Origin of the sequence: Peptoniphilus hominis (ex Hitch et al. 2025), from assembly GCF_040096015.1 — a bacterium.
Classification (GTDB): Bacteria; Bacillota; Clostridia; order Tissierellales; family Peptoniphilaceae; genus Peptoniphilus_A; species Peptoniphilus_A hominis.
On sequence record NZ_JBBMFO010000068.1, the window covers coordinates 1 to 1,315 of the forward strand.

General features: G+C 47.8%; 11 tRNA genes and 1 rRNA gene. All 12 read left to right on the forward strand.

From position 1 onward, the window contains the following. A 5S ribosomal RNA gene (gene rrf / locus WMO19_RS09710) occupies nucleotides 1–106 on the forward strand; the annotation flags it as partial. 25 nt (nucleotides 107–131) lie between these two features. Continuing rightward, nucleotides 132–206, forward strand: a tRNA-Asn gene (locus WMO19_RS09715). Between the two features lie 9 nt (nucleotides 207–215). Further along, a tRNA-Leu gene (locus WMO19_RS09720) sits at nucleotides 216–304 on the forward strand. A 29-nt stretch (nucleotides 305–333) separates the two neighbouring features. Beyond that, nucleotides 334–410 (forward strand) — tRNA-Met (locus tag WMO19_RS09725). A gap of 10 nt (nucleotides 411–420) precedes the next feature. Continuing rightward, a tRNA-Glu gene (locus WMO19_RS09730) sits at nucleotides 421–495 on the forward strand. Nucleotides 496–499: 4 nt separating this feature from the next. After that, nucleotides 500–575: transfer RNA gene (locus WMO19_RS09735), tRNA-Val, on the forward strand. A 5-nt stretch (nucleotides 576–580) separates the two neighbouring features. Beyond that, a tRNA-Asp gene (locus WMO19_RS09740) sits at nucleotides 581–657 on the forward strand. A 54-nt stretch (nucleotides 658–711) separates the two neighbouring features. Then, nucleotides 712–787, forward strand: a tRNA-Thr gene (locus WMO19_RS09745). Nucleotides 788–809: 22 nt separating this feature from the next. Then, nucleotides 810–895: transfer RNA gene (locus WMO19_RS09750), tRNA-Tyr, on the forward strand. A gap of 25 nt (nucleotides 896–920) precedes the next feature. Continuing rightward, nucleotides 921–995: transfer RNA gene (locus WMO19_RS09755), tRNA-Gly, on the forward strand. A gap of 9 nt (nucleotides 996–1,004) precedes the next feature. Beyond that, nucleotides 1,005–1,081 (forward strand) — tRNA-Arg (locus WMO19_RS09760). 41 nt (nucleotides 1,082–1,122) lie between these two features. Beyond that, nucleotides 1,123–1,209: transfer RNA gene (locus WMO19_RS09765), tRNA-Leu, on the forward strand. Nucleotides 1,210–1,315: the final 106 nt, after the last annotated feature.

The following is a 1,315-nucleotide window of genomic DNA, read 5'->3' on the forward strand; positions in this document are numbered from 1 at the left end:
TAGGACAATGGACACACCTGTAACCATACCGAACACAGAAGTTAAGCATTAGTCCGCTGATGGTACTTGGTTGGCAACGACCTGGGAGAGTAAGTTATCGCCAGTAAGGGACGAAAAGTCGTCCCCAATAGTCTTAGGTAGCTCAATGGTGGAGCAACCGGCTGTTAACCGGTAGGCTGTGGGTTCGAGTCCCACCCTGAGAGCCAAAAAAATAGGCCGGGGTGGCGGAACTGGCAGACGCACAGGACTTAAAATCCTGCGGTGGTTAAACACCGTATCGGTTCGATTCCGATTCTCGGCACCAAAAAGAATAGTAGCCGGGTAAAAAGATGACGCGGGATGGAGCAGTCTGGTAGCTCGTCGGGCTCATAACCCGAAGGCCGGAGGTTCAAATCCTTCTCCCGCTACCAAATTAAATGAGGCCCTGTGGTCAAGCGGTTAAGACACCACCCTTTCACGGTGGTATCCCGAGTTCGATTCTCGGCAGGGTCACCAGAATGGACGCATAGCTCAGTTGGGAGAGCATCTGCCTTACAAGCAGGGGGTCATAGGTTCGAGCCCTATTGTGTCCACCAAAAATGGCCTGGTAGTTCAGTTGGTTAGAATGCCAGCCTGTCACGCTGGAGGTCGTCGGTTCGAGCCCGATCCAGGTCGCCAATAAAATTTTCATAGCAAAATTTTATAAAGTATGCTATGATTAATAAGTGAGATGCTGGTGTAGCTCAATTGGTAGAGCAACTGACTTGTAATCAGTAGGTTAGGGGTTCAAGTCCTCCCACCAGCTCCAATAAATCTATGGGATTTTACATGGAGGAGTTCCCGAGTTGGCCAAAGGGGACGGACTGTAAATCCGTTAGCTTAGCTTTCAGTGGTTCAAATCCACTCTCCTCCACCAAAAAACTTTATAAAAATATACTTATGCGGATGTGGCTCAGTGGTAGAGCATCGCCTTGCCAAGGCGAGGGTCGCGAGTTCGAATCTCGTCATCCGCTCCATTTTTTTATGTATCCTTAGCTCAGCTGGATAGAGCGTCTGGCTACGGACCAGAAGGCCGGGGGTTCGAATCCTCTAGGATACGCCACAAAAACTTGTAATTTTATATTACAAGCTTTTTTGTTTTATGCAGGAGTGCTGGAATAGGCAGACAGGCATGTTTGAGGGGCATGTGCGAGAAATCGCGTGAGGGTTCAAGTCCCTCTTTCTGCACCAGATGAACTACTTAACTTTTGTTAGGTAGTTTTTTTTGGCTCTATGTCAAATATTGGGGAGACTCGTTAACTCGAGTCTCTCTTTTCATTTAAAAATCAATACTTAG